Origin of the sequence: Dyella sp. 333MFSha (assembly GCF_900102405.1) — a bacterium.
In the GTDB taxonomy this organism is placed as follows: domain Bacteria; phylum Pseudomonadota; class Gammaproteobacteria; order Xanthomonadales; family Rhodanobacteraceae; genus Luteibacter; species Luteibacter mycovicinus.
On sequence record NZ_FNBR01000002.1, the window covers coordinates 976805 to 995365 of the forward strand.

Consider the following 18561-nt stretch of genomic DNA (forward strand, 5'->3'; position numbering starts at 1 on the left):
CACCATGAAAATCGCCCAATACTTCGTCAACCGCCCGATCCTCGCGGGCGTGCTGTCGGTGCTGTTCCTGATCGCGGGCGGTATCGCCGTGTTCAAACTGCCGATCAGCGAATACCCGGAGGTCGTTCCGCCGACCGTCGTGGTCAAGGCGAGCTACCCGGGTGCCAACCCGAAGGTCATCGCCGAGACCGTCGCCACGCCGCTCGAAGAGCAGATCAACGGCGTGGAAGGCATGCTGTACACCTCCTCGCAGGCGACCAGCGACGGCCAGATGACCCTCACGGTCACCTTCGCCCTGGGTACCGACCTCGACAACGCGCAGGTGCAGACGCAGAACCGCGTCGCCCAGGCCCTGCCGCGTCTGCCGGAAGAAGTGCAGCGTCTCGGCGTGACGACGACGAAGAGCTCGCCCGACCTGACCATGGTCGTGCATCTGACCTCGCCCGATCACCGCTATGACATGCTCTACCTGTCGAACTATGCGCGTACGCGCATCAAGGATCAGCTCGCCCGTCTCGACGGCGTGGGTGACGTCCAGCTGTTCGGCGCCGGCGAATACAGCATGCGCGTGTGGATGAACCCGGAAAAGCTGGCCATCCGCAACCTGACCACGGGTGACGTGATCAAGGCCGTACGCGAGCAGAACATCGAAGTCGCCGCGGGCTCGCTGAATGCGCCGCCCGGTCCGAACTCGAACGCGTTCCAGGTCAACATCAACACGCGCGGCCGGCTGGTGACCGAGGACGACTTCCTCAACATCATCGTGCGCAGCGACGCGTCGGGCTCGGTCACGCATCTGCGCGACGTCGCCCGCGTCGAGCTCGGCTCGAACAACTATGCGCTGCGCAGCCTGCTGAACAACCGCGAGGCGGTCGCGATCCCGATCTTCCAGCGTCCGGGCTCGAACGCGATCGCGATCTCGGACGAAGTCCGTGCCGAGATGGCGACGCTGAAGAAGGATTTCCCGCAGGGTGTCGACTATTCGATCGTCTACGATCCGACCGTGTTCGTGCGCGGCTCCATCGAAGCGGTCGTGCATACGCTGTTCGAAGCGATCGTCCTCGTGGTGCTCGTCGTCATCCTGTTCCTGCAGACCTGGCGTGCATCGATCATTCCGCTCGTCGCGGTACCGGTATCGCTGATCGGCACCTTCGCCGTGATGTATCTGGTCGGCTTCTCGCTCAACGCGCTGTCGTTGTTCGGCCTCGTGCTGGCGATCGGCATCGTCGTCGATGACGCGATCGTGGTCGTGGAGAACGTCGAGCGACACATCGAGCACGGTCTCGACCCGAAGATGGCGACACGTCAGGCCATGACCGAAGTTACCGGTCCGATCGTGGCGACGGCGCTCGTGCTCTGCGCGGTGTTCGTGCCGGCCGCCTTCATCAGCGGTCTGACCGGACAGTTCTATCGCCAGTTCGCCCTGACCATCGCCATCTCGACGGTAATCTCGGCCTTCAACTCGCTGACCCTGAGCCCGGCGCTCTCCGCGATCCTGCTGAAGGGCCGCGACGAGCCGAAAGACAAGCTCACGATCTGGATGGAGCGCAGCCTCGGCTGGTTGTTCCGGCCGTTCAACCGTGGCTTCGACCGCGCATCGCACGGCTATGTCGGCGGTGTACAGAAGATCCTGCGCTTCTCGGCGGTCGTGCTGGTGCTCTACGCCGGTCTCGTCGCGCTCGGTGTGCTCGGCTTCGCGAAGACGCCGACGGGTTTCGTGCCGACGCAGGACAAACAGTACCTCGTGTCGTTCGCGCAGTTGCCGGATGCCTCCTCGCTGGATCGTACCGAAGGCGTGATCCGCCGCATGGGCGATATCGCGCTGAAGGATCCGGGCGTCGAAAGCGCGGTGCAGTTCCCCGGCCTTTCGATCAACGGCTTCACCAACAGCACCAACGCGGGCATCGTGTTCGTCACGCTCAAACCGTTCGAGGAACGTCGTTCCGCCGATCTGTCGGCCGAGGCGATCGCGGCTCGTCTGAACGGCCAGTTCGCCGGCATCCAGGACGCGTACATCGCCATCTTCCCGCCGCCGCCGGTCAACGGCCTCGGCACGATCGGCGGCTTCCGCATGCAGATCGAGGATCGTGGCGACCTGGGCTTCGAGGAGCTGTACAAGCAGACCCAGGGCATCATCGCCGCCAGCCAGAAGACACCGGAGCTCGCGCACCTGTTCACCAGTTTCCAGGTGAGCGTGCCGCAGTTCGACGCCGACATCGATCGCGAGAAAGCGAAGTCGGAAGGTATCGACCTTGGCGACGTGTTCCAGACCATGCAGGCGTACCTCGGTTCGCTCTACGTCAACGACTTCAACCGCTTCGGCCGCACCTATCAGGTGAACGTGTCCGCCGAACCGTCGTTCCGTCATGAGCCGTCCGACATCGTGGGGCTGAAGACGCGCAACGCCGCGGGCGACCTCGTGCCGCTGGGTTCGTTCCTCACCGTACGCCAGACCAACGGCCCGGATCGTGTGCAGCACTACAACGGTTATCCCACCGCCGAAATCAACGGTGGCGCGGCGCCGGGCTACAGCACGGGTCAGGCTCAGGCCGCGATGGAGAAGCTCGTCCAGGCCAACCTGCCCAACGGCATGACCTATGAGTGGACCGAGCTTACCTACCAGCAGATCCTCGCCGGCAATACCGCGGTGCTGGTGTTCCCGCTGTCCGTCCTGCTCGTCTTCCTCGTGCTGGCCTCGCTGTACGAAAGCCTCAGCCTGCCGCTGGCCGTGATCCTGATCGTGCCGATGGTGCTGCTGTCCGCGATCGTCGGTGTGATCGTGACCGGTGGTGACAACAACATCTTCACCCAGATCGGCCTGATCGTTCTCGTGGGCCTGGCCTGTAAGAACGCGATCCTTATCGTCGAGTTCGCCCGAGAGGCGGAGATCGGTGGCATGAACCGTGTGGATGCAGTTCTCGAAGCCGCCCGCCTGCGACTGCGCCCGATCCTGATGACCTCGTTCGCTTTCATCATGGGCGTGGTGCCGCTGGTGACCTCGCACGGCGCGGGTGCGGAGATGCGTCATGCGATGGGCGTGGCGGTGTTCGCCGGCATGCTGGGCGTGACCTTCTTCGGCCTGATCTTCACCCCGCTCTTCTATGTGCTGATCCGCGCCTGGAACGAACGCTCCGAGGCTCGCCGCAACGCGCGCCGCGAACGCCGTCTCCTCGACAACGCGGCCCGGGAGTCGTAATTCATGAAAGTCATGTTCCGTAGTACGGCCCTGTTCGCGGCCCTCGTTATCGCCGGGTGCGCGAGCGTGGGCCCCGATTACCACGCGCCGAAGGAAGCACCGGTCACCCTGCAAGGCGTCGACGCCACGCACCAGAACCATGGTGACGTGCAGGCGCAGTGGTGGAAGCAGTTCGGCGATCCGACGCTCGATGCGCTGATCGTCCGCGCGGCGAAGGGCGCCCCGGACCTGCGCATCGCGATGGCCCGGCTCAATCAGGCGCGTGCCGCGCTGGGTACCGCGAAGTCGCAGCAGATTCCCGACGTGGAAACCGTTGCCTCGTACCAGCGCACGCGTGCCCAGCAGCCGGGCTTCACCGATCAGCGCACGACGGTGACGCAGTACCAGGCGGGCTTCGATGCATCGTGGGAACTCGACCTGTTCGGCGGCGTCCGGCGCTCGGTCGAGGCGGCCCGCGCCGATGCAGCCGCAGGCGAAGCCTCGTTGCAGGACGCTCAGGTCACCCTGTTCGCCGAAGTCGCACGCAACTACTTCGACCTGCGCGGCACGCAGCTGCGGATCGATGTGGCCAACCGCGACATCGCCAACCAGCGCGATTCGCTGAAAGTGATCAACGCACGGGTGGAGGTCGGCACCGGCGCCGAGCAGGATCTGGCCAGCGCCAGGGCCCGCCTCGCGGCGGTCGAGGCGCAGCTGCCGGTGCTCGAGACCCAGGCACAGGCCGATACGTTCCGCATCGCGGTGCTTCTCGGTTCGCGACCGGGTGAACTGGACGTCGATCTGTCACCGGCGACCTTCAAGCCGATCGACGTCAGCCTGGCCATCGGCGGTGCCGACGAAGTGTTGCAGCGCCGTCCCGACATCCGGATCGCCGAGCGTCAGCTTGCCGCCGCGAACGCGCGCATCGGTGTGGCCAAGGCCGACTACTTCCCCCATATCTCGCTGGGCGGTTTCATCGGTTTCCTCGCGGGCCGCAGCAACGACTTCGGCGGTGCCGACTCGCGCGCGTTCCAGGTCGCGCCGAGCATCTCCTGGTCCGGGCTCAACGTGCAGCGCGTCGCTTCCGGCGTGCGCGGCGCACGTGCTCAGGCGGAGGAAGCGCAGGCCAACTACGACCGCACGGTGCTCACCGCGCTGGAGGACGTCGACAACTCACTGGTCGGTTTCAACCAGCAGCGCGTGCGTGTCGAAAAGCTGGTCGTCCAGGCGACGGAGAGCCGTCGTGCGGCGGAGCTGGCCAAGTTGCGCTATGACGCGGGTCGTACCGACTACCTCGAACTGCTCGACGCGGAGCGCACCCAGCTCTCCGCCGAAGATCAGCTCGCGGAAGCCGAGGCCGCCATCAACACCCGTGCCGTGCAGCTGTACAAGGCCCTGGGCGGTGGATGGCAGGCGTGCGGCGACAACGCGTGCAGCGAGGTTGCGAAAGCCCCATGAGCTCGGCCAAGGTTCATCGCCTGCCCGTAAAGACGAAGCGTATGAACCCGACCGCCGTGGAACCGCCGCTCAGCCAGCGCATCGCGCTGGTGAGCGGCGCCAATCGCGGGATCGGCTTTGAAGTGGCGAAGCAGCTCGCTTCGCTGGGTGTCACGGTATTTCTCGGCGGGCGTGAACTCGCCAAGGCGGAGAAAGCCGCGAAGTCGGTACGCGAACTGGGCGGAGACGCCCACGCCATACGGCTCGACGTCACCCGTGCCGACGATATCGAAGCGACGATCGCGACCATCGATGGCCGCTTCGGTCGGCTCGACATTCTCATCAATAACGCGGGCGGGCATTTCGACGTGCGAGCCCGCACGTCGAAGCCCGACATCGATGACATCCGTGGCGCGCTCGACGTGAATCTACTCGGGGCATGGTGTCTCACGGCCGCCGCGCTTCCCCTGATGCGTCGCCATGGTTACGGCCGGATCGTCAATGTGTCGAGCGAATGCGCGACGCATGAGATGTGCGGCGACAACGCACCGGCGTATCGCATTTCCAAGGCGGCGTTGAATGCATATACGCAGGTCGCCGCGCGCGAACTCGAAGGCAGCGGCGTGCTCATCAATGCGGTCTCCCCCGGATGGACGGCGACGGCCATGGGCGGAAGCGGCGGCCGACCGGTGGCGGAGAGCGCCGAGGGCATCGTGTGGGCGGCATTGTTGTCCGAGCGCGACGCCGCGCACGGTCAGTTCTTTCGCGACAAGCTCAGGATCGCCTGGTAGCTCCCCTCTTGTCAGACGACCGTCGGGTAAGTCCGGCGGAACGTATGCCACCTGTCGAAACAAAACCCTTCAGCTCCGGCTGCGATTCACCGGGAAATGATGTGCGCGAACCACTCCCATCCGCGCAGTTTGGCGGTGACGAGTTTCACGCAGGTCAGCATCGGTACGGCCAGCAGCGCGCCGGGAATACCCCACAGCCAGCCCCAGATCAGCAGCCAGAGAAGAATGGCCACGGGGCTGAGCCGTGACCGGCGCCCCTGCAACATCGGGGTCAGCAGGTTGCCTTCGATGGCGGTGATGCCAGCAAAGGTCGCGGCGGGAAGCAGCGCCGGGCCGACTTCCTGAAAATGAAGGACGCCGACGACGGCAAGCACCGTGGTTGTCGTGATCGCACCCACATAGGGAATGAAGTTGGCGACAGTCGCAACCGTGCCCCAGAGCAGCGGATCGGGCACGCCGTACAGATAGAGCATGCCAGCGGTGACGAGGCCAAGCGTGACGTTGATCGCGGCGGTGAGCAGCAGGTAGCTCGACACCTCGACCTGGATGCTGCGCACGATGCTCACCGTGTGCCGCTTGTACGCGAAGGTGGGCGATATCTCCACCGCGCGGCGGAGGATCTCGTCGCCGTACACCAGAAAGAAAAACACCAGCAGGGCAACGGTTAGCACGCTTGCCAGAACCTTCGGCGCACCGGCCACGATATCCCATGCGGTGAACGCGAAACCCGCGTTCGCCTGAGGCGCGTTACGCGTCACGGCGCCGCCAACCAGATTCTGTGTCGCCCGGCTCGCCGCTTCGATCTGCTGCGTCATCGGCTTGATCTTGGGCGCGAACGCACGCATCGCCGTCGGTGCTTCGTGGAACCAGTTCAACGCGGGCGTCGACAGCGTCGCGATCGCTGAAACGAGCCCCACGTTAAGCGTCACCATCACGATGACCGCGGCCAGCCAGCGTGGAAAACGCACCCGCGCCGCGGCGACGACGATCGGGTTCAGTGCAAGGCCGATAAAGGCCGCGAGTACGAGCGGGACCAGCAACGACTTGCCCAGAACGACGGTATAGAGCACCGCCAGCAGGATCATGCCGGTCAATGAAATACGTATGGCGCGAAGGTGGCGGGAGATACGCCGGGTGCTGCGACTGCTGCCGGGTTTACGCCGCCCGCGCGTGACCAGCGTGGACACGGCGGCCCCCGGCGCCGTCGTCGATGGCAACGGCGTAGGGAGTGGACTGGGAAAGTCGCTCATGACACGTCGTCGGCCACGTCGGCGACATCGCCGGCCAGATCTCCGAGCAAGCTGCCGGCGGCCATCGATATCACCTTTCCGATGATATCGGCCGTCCCACCCGCGACGAGCCCGCTGACGCCAGGCACCGCGAGCGGGTTGAGCTTGATGTTACTGAGGAAAAAACCGCCGCCGGCCGCGATGCCGAGCACCGTCAGGGGATTCTCGTAGCCGCGCGCGATGAGCGCGGCGGCAGGCTCGACGACTTCGGCGCGTGCGGCGACGACGCGTGCGCGCGCCTCGGTCACTTTCGCCATGCTTCGGAAAATACCCATCGTCGTCAGCCCCCTACCTTCGCTTCGCCTTCCGCCTTGCCCTGTCTGGCCGCTTCTTTCGCCAGCAGAGCCAGCTCGTTACGGGTGCCGGGCAGGCTAAGCCAGTGCATGCTACGCCGGAACACGAGGATGGCGACGATCAAAAGGACCAGCTGGACGCCCGCCAGTGCGGTCAGTGCCCAGGCCCAGGAGCCGAACCACTGCGCCAGGCCCCAGCCGGCAAGCGCCAGCAAAGTCAGTCCCAGCGCAACGGCGAAGACGATGGCCGCCAGACCCATGAACAGCATCATGACGATGCCACTGCGGGCCAGGCTGAATTCAGCGCCCGCCAGCGCGATCTGCGCCGCGAACAGGTTCTTCAGACCGACGCCGAGGCGACGGACGTCGTCCGTCCACGCCGGCATGGCGAACCGCGGACCGGCCGGCGCCTCGTCTCCGGGCGCCGGTCCGTCCATGTTTTCTCGCCCCGAGGGACCGTCTTCCAACATGCGTCAAAGCCCCTGCGGGTGGTGGATCAGTTGCGCAGGATACGGCCCGCGAGCCAACCGGCGGCAAGCGCCAGCGCGATCGACTGGACCGGCTTCTCGCGCACGTAATCGCGGGCGGTGTCGAGCCAGTCGTTCGCGGTGTCGACCGCTTCACCATAAGCTTCCTTGCCGCGAAGCTTGGCTTCTTCCGCTTTCTCAGCGGCGCGGGTCGCGCCGTACGCGGCCTTGTCGGTAGCGCTATGCAGCGTGTCTTCCACCTTGTCCGCCGCGCGATCGACGGCATCCTTGGTGCGGTCCACGGCGCTGGAGGTTGCCTGCTTCACCTGCTCGGCACGTGCGTCGATGCGCTCGGCAGCCGAGACGGTGTTCGCGGCGGCAGTCGCGGCGTTGGCGACATGGTCGGCGGGCTTGTTCATGGCATGCATCTCCGGGATAGGCTGGATTTGGGACGGTACGACAAAGAGAGTGAGCGTTGGGTCATTGAGGCGGAGGTGGGCTGTCCGGCCTTTCTCCGCCTCGGACTCGGGAGCGTGTCGCCGATGTACCGGCTTCCACGCGGGTCGCCAGGGCATGGGGTCTCACCCGGTCAGACGCGCGGTCCACGCCCGCGGAAGAACGAAATGATGGCGAGGATCAGGAAGACCACGAAGAGGATCTTCGCGATACCTGCCGCCGTACCCGCGATACCGCCAAAGCCGAAAACGGCGGCGATGATGGCGATGACAAGGAAGACGAGGGCGTAATGCAGCATGGTGGGATTCTCCGGCAGGTAGGACGCGGTGCCATTTAGTCCCGGGAGCTGCGCAGGGCGCGTGAAGCCTGGGGCAACCTGTCAAAAGCCGTTCAGGCTGATGGAATCGGTGATCGACCGGCCGGCTCCGATGGGGGCCGGCCGGTCGGCGACCAGGTCAGGCCTTGACCTTCGGATTCAGTGAGTACGTCCCGGTGATTACCGCTTCACCCACCACGTGCCCCTCGATCACGTCCCGCAGCTCGGCAAGGTTGAACCCTTTCTCGAGCGGGACCGTCTCCACGTCCAGCGCGTAGACGTGGAAGTGATAGTGATGCGGAATGCTGTCGTTCCACGGCGGGCATGGGCCGTCGTAGCCGTGGTAGTGACCCTCCATGTCCCGGTCGCCCTTGAACCAGCCGGTGTAGTCGTTCAGGCCCTGAACCGAGCCCGGGGGGCCGACGGGATCTTTCTTGCCGCGCGGCACGATGCCCTCGCCACAGGCGCCTTCGCCCAGCTCCCGGCACTCGAGCGGAATGTTCGCCATCAGCCAGTGGACGAACTCGACGCGCGGCAGGTCGCGACGCACCTCGCGGCCTTCGACGTTAACGTCGTCCGGCTTCGAGGGCACGTCGGTGTCGATCACCGCGATGACGAAGGACTTCGCCGTCGACGGCACTTCGGTCCAGGCCAGATGCGGGGTGACGTTGCCGGCCGGCTTGATCGGCTCACCGATTTCCATGAAGGCGAAGTTGGCCGGAATCGGCTTACCGTGTTCGATGCTGTCGCTGGTTAAACGCATGGCGGTTCTCCTGGCTTACGAATTACTTCTTGTAGGTGACGCGATAGATGGCGCCGTTGTCGTCGTCGCTGATCAGCAGGCTGCCATCGGGAAGCGGCTGCACGTCGGCGGGACGGCCGGTGGCGTTCTCACCAGCCAGGAAGCCCTCCACGAGGGGTTCATAGCTGGCCACCTTGTCGCCGTTGAGGCGCACCGTCATCACGCGATAACCCGACTTGGCCGTACGGTTCCACGAACCGTGCTCGGCGACGATGAGTGCGCCCTGATATGCCGCCGGGAACTGCTTGCCCTGGTAGAAGCGGGCACCCAGCGCGGCGACATGAGCGCCCAACTTAAGCACGGGAGATGTGTAGTCCTTGCAGTTCCTGCCCTTGCCGAAGTCGGGGTCGAGTGTGTCGCCCTGATGGCAGAAGGGGTAGCCGAAATGCTGGCCGGTCTTCGTCACATGGTTGAGTTCATCGCTGGGCAGGTCGTCGCCGAGCATGTCTCGACCGTTGTCGGTGAACCACAGCGTCTTGTCGCTCGGGCGCCAGTCGAAACCCACCGTATTGCGGATGCCGCGCGCCACGACTTCGCTGCCGCTGCCATCCGCGTTCATGCGGCGAAGCTGGGCAAAGCCTTCCGAGTCGCGATCGCAGATATTGCACGGCGCGCCGACCGGCACATAGAGCTTGTCGTCCGGCCCGAACGCGATGTACTTCCATCCGTGATGCGTTTCCGTCGGCAGCTTGTCGGTGATGACCTCGGGCGCGGGCGGCGCGTCGAGGTGGTTCTCGATGTCGCGCAGCACCACGATCCTGCTGACGGCCGAGATATAGAGGTCACCTTTGTGGAACGCGACGCCGACGGGCAGCTGCAGCCCGCTGGCGACGGTGCGTACCTTTTCCACGGTGCCGTCCGCCGCGTAACTCACGGCATAGACGCGACCCGCGTCGCGCGAGCCGACGAAGACGGTGCGGTTCGTGCCGACCGCCATCTCGCGCGCGTTGGGCACCTTGTCGGTCCACACGGCGATATGAAAACCCGGAGGCAGTTTGAGCGATTCCATCGCCGGCGTAGCGGCGAAAGCGGGGGCGGCGAGGAGGGACAGGGCAAGAACGAGGGCGCTACGCATGGACGGACTCCCGTTGCGGTGATTCAGCCCGCGATGGCGTTGAAGCGGGCCGCGATGTAGTCGTCGGTAAAGCTGGTCATGCTGAAATCGCGGATGAAACCGCAATGTCCGCCATAGTTGGAGATATCGAGCTCGATGTTGGGCGGCAGGCGAAGCTGATGGAAGGCACTCACCGGAATGACGGGATCGTCGCGCGAGGTGAGGATGGTCGCGGGAACGTGCAGGCCCATGAGCCGGTCGCCCGCGACGGAGTAGCCGTCGAGGTAGGCCTCGAGCGAGCCGAAATCCGTATGGCGCAGCACCAGCGAACTGGTCAGGTCGCGCATGTTCTGTTTGAGCTCGTCGAGCTCGAAGTAGGTCTGCTGCGGGAACGCCTCCTGCTTGAGCCGCAGGGAGCGTCGCCACTTGTGCATGAAGTACGCGTTGTAGAACCACGGCGCCTCGCTTTCCAGCGAGAACAGGCCCTCGGCCGGATCGATGATCGGGCAGACCGCCAGCACGTAGTCGATCGGAATGACCTGCTTCGACGCCAGCATGGCGGCGCGCAGTGCGAAGTTGCCGCCCAGGGAGAAACCGGCGACACCGATCACGCGCGAGGGGAACATCCGGGCGATCTCACCCAGCGCCGTCACCACCTCGTCGATGCGGCACGAGTGGAACAGCGCCTCGTTGAGGCCGTGGCTGTCGCCGTGGTCGCGGAAGTTGAGGCGGAAGATGTCCCAGCCGTCTTCGAGCAGGCGGCTGCCGGTCTGCAGGACGTAGGTGGAATCGACGCTGCCTTCCCAGCCGTGGAAAAGAATGGCCAGACCGCGCGACGCGCCACCGGTGGTCTGCGGGGTGTAGCGCCCGCTCAGGCGATCGCCGCTGCCTACGTCGACCAGCACTTCGCGCGCGTCTTCCTGCACCTTGTGCGCCCGTTTGGGCAGCAGGGTGCGACGGATGCCGCTGGAGGAGAGCATGGTCTGGATATGGCCGCTACGCAGCGGCCACGGCGGATTCAGGTCGACGCCCTTCGGCAGGCTCATGCGGAGGTATCGGTATCCAGGGCCAGCGCGATGCGCTCGCGCGAGGCCTCCGCCATGCGGCGGCGCCCGTCGTCGGATAGCGGCACAGGCTCGAGGAAGTGCACTTCCGCATCCATCGGAGCCTCGCCCAGCAGGCGCAGGATATTGCCCACGAAACTTTCGTCTTCCCGGAAGCCCGCATCGATGATGCGACGACCCTGACGAGCGAAGCGCAGCGCCACCGGCTGTACCGGCACCCCGGCGTCGAGCGCCGCCTGGAAGATGCGGGCATGGAAGACGCGAAGCACGCCGTTGTGGCCCGTGCCGCCTTCGGGGAACACGGCGACCGCGCGCCCTTCGCGCAGGCGCTCCACCATCACCGCCATCACCGAGGCCAGCGAGTGGTTATTGCCGCGACGGTGAAAGATCGTGCCGCCACGGGCGGCCATCCAGCCGACGAGCGGCCAGCCGGCGATTTCCGCCTTGGCCACGAAGCAGGCGGCACGCTGCGAATGAAGCAGCACGATATCCAGCCACGACGTGTGGTTGGCCACGAACAGGACCGGATCGGGCAACGGCGTACCGATGCGGACGCTGCGCAGGCCGAAGATGCGCAGGAGCAGGGTCGACCACAGGCGGATCGCGCGGTGCGCGAACGGCTCCTTGCCGTCCTTCATGACACCGCGCGACCAGCTAAGGATGCCGGCACAGATGACGATGGCGAAGAGGACGTGGAGCAACAGCAAGGGTATCCGCCACACATAGCGCAGCGGACGCAAACGGTCGCGGGGTGTCGGATTGGCGGTGGCGGCTTCCATCAAGCACACAAGATTAACGACCGGCGAACCCTGCCGCTAGAGGACATTGTCTTTCTCGTTACGCCACGCGGGCTTGCCTCAGGCTAGCTTGAGACATTTCCTAGTGGAAGGGCCGTCGAAGCCTTCACCGTGCGCAGGACGAAGCTGGTATTCACGTCGGCCACGCCCGAGGCGTTGAGCAGACGATCCAAAAGAAATTGCGAAAAGCCGTCCAGATCGGCCACGTAGACCTGGAGCAGGTAATCCATGTCGCCCGTCAGGGCATAGCAGGCGACCACCTCCTCCCAGCCGGCCACCGACTCGGTGAACGCGTCGATGGCGGGCGACTCGTGCCGGGAAAGCTGCACCCGGACGAAGGCCTGCAGACCCAGCCCGACCGCCCGGGGCTCCAGCCGCGCGCCGTACCCACCGATCACGCCATCCGCCTCGAGTTTCTGGACACGGCGCAGGCAGGCCGACGGCGACAGGTTCACCTCGGCCGCCAGATCGGCATTGCTCATACGGCCGCTGGACTGAAGGGTCGCGAGGATACGGAGATCGGTGCGATCGAGCGTGGAATGCATGATTATTTCTCTTGATCGATCTTATACGCATGAATATTGCGCTCAACGGTCGGCTTGGCGCAACAACACAAGCTCATTGCGCCGTTTCGGCGCTAAGCTGTTGTTTCACCCAAGCAAGCGTTCAAGGAGAGCCCCATGGAAAGCCCCCGCCGCGTCGAGCATCAGCAAACCGACCGCGGATACGTGCCCGTCTACGCGACCGGCATCGTGGAGCAACCGTGGACGAGCTACTCGAAGACCGAGCATGAGGTCTGGGACACGCTCTATCGGCGCCAGCGCGACCTGCTGCCCGCGTACGCCTGCCAGGAATTCCTCGACGGCGTCGAGCGTTTCGGCTTTGGCGAGGGCGGCATTCCCCGCTTCGAGGATCTGAACAAGGTGCTGGGCGAGGCCACCGGCTGGGAGATCGTGGCCGTGGAAGGCCTGCTGCCGGACGAGGTGTTCTTCGACCACCTGGCCAACCGCCGTTTCCCGGTCAGCTGGTGGATCCGCCGGCCGGACCAGCTGGACTACCTGTCCGAGCCGGATCTGTTCCACGACCTCTTCGGCCATGTGCCCCTCCTGCTCAACCCGGTCTTCGCCGATTACATGCAGGCCTACGGCAAGGGCGGTATGAAGGCCTACGCGATCGGCCCCGAGGCGCTGATGAACCTGACGCGCCTGTACTGGTACACGGTGGAATTCGGCCTGATACGCACCGAAGCCGGCCTGCGCATCTACGGCGCCGGTATCGTCAGCTCCAAGGGCGAGTCGATCTACTCGATCGACTCCGCATCGCCAAACCGGGTCGGCTTCGACCTCGAGCGGGTGATGAACACCCGGTACCGGATCGACTCCTACCAGCAGACGTACTTCGTCGTCGACGACTTCGCCCAGCTGTTCGAGGCGACCGGTCCGGACTTCACGCCGATCTATGCCCGCCTGGCCGACGGCACCGCCGTGGCGGCGTCCGATGTCGTCCCGACGGACAAAATTTTCAATATCGGCACCCGCGAAGGCTTCGTTTCCGGCGGAGATAACTGAGCCTCAACGGCGCCCTAACGAATCGCCCCTTAGGATGGACGCACGTTCAGTCAACAGGGTGGGTTCATTGTGGTCGTCTTCGATATTCCGTTCGAGTCCGTCGGTCCGGGCCTCTGGGTGCTCCAGAAGAATGAGAATGAATATGCCGAGTTCTGTTCCCGCGAGGATGCCCTCGAGTGCGCGCTGGCTGAGGCCCGTCGTATCGAGGCACTGAACGCGGCGTCGGACATCGTGTTGAACATCGAAGGCAACGACGGCGTGTGGCGGGCATTCGACACATCGATCCGGCCCTACGCGTGCCGCATGCAGGCGGCCTGATCCGCCGGATAAACCAGCAGGATTCCCTGAGGGGCAGGTTGGCGTAAGAGCTGACCTGCCCTTTTTCTTTGCGCGGACAAAATAAAACCCCGGCAGCCAGGGGAGGAGCTGCCGGGGTCGCGTCGGGTCCAGGCTATCAGGGGAAATAGCGGGACCCGGGACAGATGGCCAATGAAACGCGGCGTCTGCCAACAGGTCGCCTCTCGGCGATCGAATACTTAGATAAGGGCTTTGCCGTGAAGTTCCCGTATCACGGGGTGGTCGTGTTTGGGGTCTGTTTAACTTCGGCCGCCGTGGCGTGGTCGGCAAGCCAGGGACCCACCTGCGCGACCCAGAGCGCATAGCCCTTCGGGTTCATGTGCAGCCCGTCTTCGATGAAGAGATCCGGCTTGGGCTGGCCCTGCGCGTCGATCATCGCGGGCGCCACGTCCAGAAAAGCCACGTTCTTCTGCGCCATGGCCCAGGTGCTGATCAGTTTGTTGGCGGCGTTGATGCTGGGCAGCAGGTTGACCCGGGCGACGCTGGGCTTGATCGAGATGAAGGCGATCGGGACGTTGGGCTGCGCGGCGCGCACCCTGGTCACGAAGGCGGCGAAATCGTCACGCACCTGTTCCGGGGTGTCGCCGCCCTGCAGGTCGTTGTCGCCGGCGTAGACCACGATGGCCGCGGGCTTGTACGGAAGCACGATGCGATCGGCGAAGGCGGTCGAGTCGTCCATGTCCGAGCCGCCGAAGCCGCGGTTGATCACGCGGTAGTGCGGGAAATCGGAGGCCAGGCTCTTCCAGAAGCGGATCGACGAACTGCCGACGAACAGCACGGCGTTGGCCGGCGGAGGATTGGCCTTGTCCGAGGCCTCGAAGGCCTGGATGTCGGCTTCCCACCGGCTGTGGTCGGGATCTTTGGCGTGTGCGCCGAAGGACAGGACGAGGAAGGTAAGGAGGATCGTCAGGCGTTTCATCCGGACGACCGTAACCGCTCAGGCCTCCGGGGGCAAACCGGGACGATCCACCGCGGTGACCTTCAGCACCGCTTCGATGCGCTGGCCGTTCCATCGATAGATGAAATGTTCGGCCTGCACGCAGGGCGCGATCAGGTCGGGGAAGAACACCGCGACGCACTCCCCGCCCGGGTGGCGCGCGCTGTCGTAAACGATGCCGTTGGAGCCCTCATCGCGCAGGGTCCGGGCGAGCTTGACGCTGGCCAGATAGGAGTCCGGATCGTGCTCGGCGGCCCAGCCCCCGCGGATATCGTGCAGGCGTCCCGCGATCGAGGTGCTGTAACACCGCACCTGGACGTCGGTGGGCGGTTCCCGCGTCGCCGCCAGGAAGGCTTCGCGGTGGTAGACCGTCTCTTCGATCGCGGTGGCGATGGTATGCGCCGCATAGAACACGCCCCAGTGACCATCGGAGAAGCGGCTGCCCTCAGGCGGAATGTGGGTGAACGCGGCCATGATCGGTGTCGTGCCGGGGCCGGAGACGCGCCGGTCGGGCGGCAGCATGCTCAGCGCGCCCATTTCCTCGCGCAGGCGGGGGTTGGTCATCGACTCGATCGCCATGACGGCATCGATGTCCCTGGGATCGGCGATACGGTCGAACAGTCCCACCGGTGGAAAGCGGCTGGGGACGATGCGGTAGGCGTGAGTCCAGCGAATCCGCCGCGACGGCGGTGCCGTCGTCATCCGTTCCAGCCGCGCTGCGCGTCCAGGTACTGACGGACGACATAGAGGTCGGCGACGTTGCCCGAGAGCATGCGATCCAGCGCCGAGTGGCCGCCGAACAGCGGCGCCGTGTTGGGCTTGCGCACCCAGGCATCCGCCTGGCCGGGGTCGGGGAAAAGAATCTGGAGGTCCTTCCAGATGCCAAGCAGGTAGCTGATGCGCTCCACGACGTCCCTCGAGGGGGTTCCGTCCTGGAGCTTCTTCCATTTGAAGTACGTGGACTCCGGGGGGTCGCCCAATAGCGTGCGCTGCTCGGCGCCGCGGAGTTTCCAGCGCTCCGCGAGGGCGAAGAAGGCGCGCAAGGCCGGCCCGCCGAGATCATGGGCGTAACCGGGTTCGACGTGGATGGCTGGCTGCATCGACGGCTCCACCTGTGGACTTGTGATGCAGTCTACTCCATTTGTGGAGCTTTTCGTATGCGGGCCGCCGTCGGCAGGGCTGGCTTTTACCTGAGCGCCGTGGAACCGCTCATTTCCTGGACTCAATCCACGCGTCGACATGCTGCTCCAGCACCGGCAGCGGCACCGATCCCAGCGCCAGCACCGTGTCGTGGAAGGCCCGCAGGTCGAACTTCTCGCCCAGCTCCTTCTCCGCCTTCTCACGCAACGCGCGGATCTTCAGGTAGCCCAACTCATACGACAGCGCCTGTCCCGGCCAGCTGATGTAGCGGTCGACCTCGTTGGCGATCTCGCGCTGGCTCAGCGCCGTATTGACAGTGAGGTAGTCGATCGCCTGCTGACGCGTCCAGCCGAGATGGTGGATGCCGGTATCGACGACGAGGCGACAGGCACGCCACATCTGATACGTAAGAAACCCGAAGCGCTCGTAAGGCGTGTGGTAGATGCCCATCTCCTCGCCCAGGTATTCCGAGTACAGCGCCCAGCCCTCGCCATAGGCGGAGATGTAACCGTCGCGACGGAAGTCGGGCAGACCCTGCTGCTCGGCCGAAAGAGCCAGTTGCAACGCGTGCCCGGGCATCGACTCATGCAGCGTCAGCGCCGGCATGTTGAACAGCGGACGGGATGGCAGGTCGTAGGTATTCACGAGGTACGTATCCGGGCCGCCGCGGCCGGACGTGTAGTAAGGCGCGATATCCGCAGGCACCGGTTCGATGGCGAAGCGCTGGCGCGGTAACAGGCCGAAGTACTTGCCGAGCTTCGCGTCGACCTGCTTGGCCACCCAGGCCGTGCGCATCAACAATTCGTCGGGCGTCTTCGCATAGAACTGCGGATCGCTGCGCAGGAAAGCGAGGAAGGCCGGAAAATCGCCCTTGAACCCGGTCTCCTTCATCGTGGCGACCATCTCCTTGTGGAGGCGGTCGACCTCGCGCAGGCCGATGGCGTGGATGGCATCGGGTGTCAGGTCCAGAGTCGTGTATTCGAGGATCTGCTGCCGGTAATAGGCCTTACCGTCGGGCAGCGATTCGGCCGCCAGGGTCGGGCGCGCCCCGGGGACGTACTCGTTGCGGAAGAACGTCAGCAGCTTGCCGTAGGAGGGAATCACATCCTCGGCGATGACCTTGCGTGCCTCGGCACGCAGCAGGTCGGCGTCCCTGGCGGGAAGGGTCTTCGGCAGCGACCTGAACGGACCGTAGAGTGCACTGTCTTCAGGGTTCTTCAGTTCGGCGACGGCGGCGATCGATACATCGCGTCCATTGAGCACCTCGCGCGGGACGGTGAAACCGCGCGCCAGGCCCAGACGCATGTTGTCGATCTCCTGGTCCATATAGGCGGGGATCTGGCGCAGGCGATCGATGTACTTCCGATAATCGTCGCGCGTGCGCAGGTCGTCGCCGTGCAGCACGTAGCCGATGTCGGACCAGAAGGCCGAGTCGCTGTTGAACGGCATCTGCCACTGCTGGAAGCGCTGGGCGGCGGCGAGGTTGGCGATCTGCGCGCGGTACACGGCGTAATCGACACGGACCGTGCCGCTCAGCGAGGCCGGATCGATGCGACCCAGCTGCGCCAGCACATCGTTCCAGTAGGCGAGGCGCCGGGCCTGGCTGGCGGCATCCACCGTGTCCAGGCGGCCCTCGCCGGGCTGCGCTTCGCCCGAGGTCAGGATGCCCGCCTGCCCGCTACGCCATGCCCATTCCTTCGTGTAGATCGCCTTGAAGGCGTCATCGGTCGGTGTGGCGGCATGGGCGGTACCGGCGACGAGGCCGGCGAAGGCGATGGCGCGAATCCAGGGGGACATGCGGGCTCCGTAGGGGGACGGGTAAACCCCGATCATCGCATCCGGACCGCCGAACCCGAAAACTATTCCAGGCCGGCGTAGTGCGTGCGCATGGTGTCGAGGTAAGCCCTGATGTCCCGCCCCGGTGCATCGACGAAGGTTTCTCCCGAATCCCGGCAACCCACGATGCGATCCGGGCGGAAGTTGCGGAAGGCCTGACGATGCCGGCACCAGGTGCCCAGCGTCCATGCGCCACCCCAGAAGGACAGGCACAACGGTTCGACCTCACGGGTGCTCGCACGCCCTTCCGCGTCGCTGTAGTCGAGGCAGAGCACGCGATGCGCGAGCACGGCCTCGTGCAGGCGATCGAGCATGGCGGCCACCTCGTTCTGGAACGTATCGCGCCAGATGGGGGCGAAGATGCGCGACTGTGCCGAGCGCTCGCGCAGGTCCGGGGGGAGCACGGCCTCGATCTTGATCATGGCGGCCTGCGCCTCGCGCGCCAGCCGCTCGCCGGCGAACGCGCGGACGAAGCGCGTACCGGCAACGAGTGCTTCGAGTTCGTCGGCGGAGAACATCAGCGGCGGGATGTCCGAGCCTTTGCGCAGGACATAGCCGACGCCGGCCTCGCCCTCGATGGGGACACCGGAAAGCTGCAGGTCCGCCACGTCGCGGTAGACCGTGCGTAGCGAGACCTCGAGTGTGGCGGCCAGCTGGCGCGCGGGCAGCGCGGTGCGCCGCCCGCGCAGGGCGTTGATGATGAGGAACAGACGGTCGGCGCGGCGCATACCCGGATCATCGCCTGCTGCGCGTGGCGCGGAAAGCGGCAGTGGTCATGCCCG

At 65.3% G+C, this 18561-nt stretch carries 20 protein-coding genes; 5 read left to right on the top strand and 15 right to left on the bottom strand.

What is annotated here, in order from left to right:
* Positions 1-4: 4 nt before the first annotated feature.
* The 3 genes from BLT40_RS11655 to BLT40_RS11665 are packed head-to-tail and all read left to right on the top strand — an operon-like array spanning position 5 to position 5403.
* Positions 5-3196, top strand: coding sequence for an efflux RND transporter permease subunit (locus tag BLT40_RS11655; RefSeq protein ID WP_043696638.1), 3192 nt, complete (start codon positions 5-7; stop codon positions 3194-3196).
* A 3-nt stretch (positions 3197-3199) separates the two neighbouring features.
* Positions 3200-4633, top strand: coding sequence for an efflux transporter outer membrane subunit (locus BLT40_RS11660; protein ID WP_090353261.1), 1434 nt, complete (start codon positions 3200-3202; stop codon positions 4631-4633).
* Positions 4630-5403: an SDR family NAD(P)-dependent oxidoreductase gene (locus BLT40_RS11665; protein WP_255364002.1), complete on the top strand. Its 774-nt coding sequence runs from the start codon at positions 4630-4632 to the stop codon at positions 5401-5403. Before BLT40_RS11660 ends, BLT40_RS11665 begins: the two co-directional genes overlap by 4 nt.
* 86 nt (positions 5404-5489) lie before the next feature.
* On the opposite strand, the gene BLT40_RS11670 is transcribed toward BLT40_RS11665, so the two are convergent.
* From BLT40_RS11670 to BLT40_RS11715, 10 genes are all read right to left on the bottom strand, one after another.
* On the bottom strand, positions 5490-6653 hold the full coding sequence (locus BLT40_RS11670; protein ID WP_036109255.1) for an AI-2E family transporter: 1164 nt from the start codon (positions 6651-6653) through the stop codon (positions 5490-5492).
* On the bottom strand, positions 6650-6949 hold the full coding sequence (locus BLT40_RS11675; RefSeq protein WP_176167771.1) for a hypothetical protein: 300 nt from the start codon (positions 6947-6949) through the stop codon (positions 6650-6652). Before BLT40_RS11675 ends, BLT40_RS11670 begins: the two co-directional genes overlap by 4 nt.
* A 23-nt stretch (positions 6950-6972) precedes the next feature.
* Positions 6973-7455, bottom strand: coding sequence for a hypothetical protein (locus tag BLT40_RS11680; RefSeq protein ID WP_090353264.1), 483 nt, complete (start codon positions 7453-7455; stop codon positions 6973-6975).
* Between the two features lie 26 nt (positions 7456-7481).
* Positions 7482-7871: a DUF883 family protein gene (locus BLT40_RS11685; RefSeq protein WP_036109244.1), complete on the bottom strand. Its 390-nt coding sequence runs from the start codon at positions 7869-7871 to the stop codon at positions 7482-7484.
* Between the two features lie 170 nt (positions 7872-8041).
* A complete protein-coding gene (locus BLT40_RS11690) occupies positions 8042-8206 on the bottom strand; it encodes a DUF1328 domain-containing protein (RefSeq protein WP_036109241.1) in 165 nt (54 codons plus the stop codon).
* A 157-nt stretch (positions 8207-8363) separates the two neighbouring features.
* Entirely contained in the window at positions 8364-8987 is a 624-nt protein-coding gene (locus BLT40_RS11695) for a YbhB/YbcL family Raf kinase inhibitor-like protein (protein WP_090353266.1), read from the bottom strand.
* 22 nt (positions 8988-9009) lie between these two features.
* Complete coding sequence (locus tag BLT40_RS11700) at positions 9010-10101, bottom strand: PQQ-dependent sugar dehydrogenase (RefSeq protein WP_090353268.1); 1092 nt, start codon at positions 10099-10101, stop codon at positions 9010-9012.
* 23 nt (positions 10102-10124) lie between these two features.
* Complete coding sequence (locus BLT40_RS11705) at positions 10125-11126, bottom strand: YheT family hydrolase (RefSeq protein WP_090353271.1); 1002 nt, start codon at positions 11124-11126, stop codon at positions 10125-10127.
* Positions 11123-11923: a lysophospholipid acyltransferase family protein gene (locus tag BLT40_RS11710; protein ID WP_036109236.1), complete on the bottom strand. Its 801-nt coding sequence runs from the start codon at positions 11921-11923 to the stop codon at positions 11123-11125. Before BLT40_RS11710 ends, BLT40_RS11705 begins: the two co-directional genes overlap by 4 nt.
* 83 nt (positions 11924-12006) lie before the next feature.
* Positions 12007-12486 carry an Lrp/AsnC family transcriptional regulator gene (locus tag BLT40_RS11715; RefSeq protein ID WP_090353274.1) on the bottom strand — a complete coding sequence of 160 codons (480 nt, stop codon included), beginning with the start codon at positions 12484-12486 and terminating at the stop codon, positions 12007-12009.
* A gap of 135 nt (positions 12487-12621) precedes the next feature.
* Here BLT40_RS11715 and phhA point away from each other — a divergent pair, with 135 nt between their 5' ends.
* Both phhA and BLT40_RS11725 read left to right on the top strand, forming a co-directional pair.
* Positions 12622-13509: a phenylalanine 4-monooxygenase gene (phhA, locus tag BLT40_RS11720; protein ID WP_090353277.1), complete on the top strand. Its 888-nt coding sequence runs from the start codon at positions 12622-12624 to the stop codon at positions 13507-13509.
* Positions 13510-13578: 69 nt separating this feature from the next.
* On the top strand, positions 13579-13827 hold the full coding sequence (locus BLT40_RS11725; RefSeq protein ID WP_036109231.1) for a hypothetical protein: 249 nt from the start codon (positions 13579-13581) through the stop codon (positions 13825-13827).
* A 250-nt stretch (positions 13828-14077) separates the two neighbouring features.
* Here BLT40_RS11725 and BLT40_RS11730 read toward each other — a convergent pair whose 3' ends face one another.
* From BLT40_RS11730 to BLT40_RS11750, 5 genes are all read right to left on the bottom strand, one after another.
* Positions 14078-14785 (bottom strand): SGNH/GDSL hydrolase family protein, encoded by a 708-nt coding sequence (locus tag BLT40_RS11730; protein WP_090353281.1) that lies wholly within the window; start codon positions 14783-14785, stop codon positions 14078-14080.
* 18 nt (positions 14786-14803) lie between these two features.
* Entirely contained in the window at positions 14804-15505 is a 702-nt protein-coding gene (locus BLT40_RS11735; RefSeq protein WP_079521201.1) for an RES family NAD+ phosphorylase, read from the bottom strand.
* On the bottom strand, positions 15502-15903 hold the full coding sequence (locus BLT40_RS11740; RefSeq protein ID WP_043696663.1) for an MbcA/ParS/Xre antitoxin family protein: 402 nt from the start codon (positions 15901-15903) through the stop codon (positions 15502-15504). The genes BLT40_RS11735 and BLT40_RS11740 overlap by 4 nt, the downstream gene beginning before the upstream one ends.
* Positions 15904-16012: 109 nt before the next feature.
* On the bottom strand, positions 16013-17740 hold the full coding sequence (locus BLT40_RS11745; protein WP_079521200.1) for a DUF885 domain-containing protein: 1728 nt from the start codon (positions 17738-17740) through the stop codon (positions 16013-16015).
* Positions 17741-17802: 62 nt separating this feature from the next.
* On the bottom strand, positions 17803-18507 hold the full coding sequence (locus BLT40_RS11750) for a helix-turn-helix transcriptional regulator (RefSeq protein ID WP_036109223.1): 705 nt from the start codon (positions 18505-18507) through the stop codon (positions 17803-17805).
* Positions 18508-18561 lie beyond the last annotated feature (54 nt).